General features: G+C 29.1%; 1 protein-coding gene. It reads left to right on the top strand.

Annotated features, from left to right (window positions below; translation table 11 throughout):
- Nucleotides 1-694, top strand: a 694-nt coding sequence (locus KVT27_RS23415) for a glycosyltransferase (RefSeq protein WP_217582054.1), incomplete at both ends; no start/stop codon positions are given.

Below are 694 nucleotides of genomic sequence, written 5' to 3'. Positions count from 1 at the left end.
GAATAAAGTGAATCTATTAGAGGAAATTCCACAGTATACAACTTTTAGAAAATCAATAAGCGGGATTTTTAAAGAAAAACAATATCGTATTGGAATAAGTAGAATTTTATCAAGAGTAAATGCTGATGTTATAGGTAGAATGAAAAAAATAACAGAACCTGGATATTACCAAATGCAATTAATGTGGAAGTATGCTTTGCCATTTCTTCCTAAAGAGGAGAAAGAGTACGATATAGCAATTAGTTATTTATGGCCACATTATTTTATAGCTGAAAAGATTAAGGCTAGAAAGAAAATTGCGTGGATTCATACAGATTATTCTAATCTAGAGTTAGATGTAAAGATGGACGTAAAAATGTGGAAAGAATTTGATCACATTGTGGCTGTATCTGAAGAGTGTAGAAATTCTTTTCTAAAAAAATATGGTGAATTAGAAAATAAGGTTGTTGTAATAGAAAATTTGACCTCACCAAATTTCATAAAAAAAATGTCAAAGGAAAATATAGAAAACCCTATGGTTCATGATAAAAGATTTAAAATTATCACAGTAGCTAGGCTATCATATGCAAAAGGAATAGACAATGCTGTCAAGTCTTTAAAAATATTAAAAGATAAAGGGTATGATAATATTGCTTGGTATGTAGTTGGGTATGGAGGAGATGAAGCAAAGATAAAAGATTTGATAAAAAGTTTG

Source organism: Lysinibacillus sp. GbtcB16 (genome assembly GCF_019091145.1).
Classification (GTDB): domain Bacteria; phylum Bacillota; class Bacilli; order Bacillales_A; family Planococcaceae; genus Lysinibacillus; species Lysinibacillus fusiformis.
Note: the sequence above shows the minus strand (reverse complement) of the source record. Positions and strands in the feature narration are given on the sequence as shown.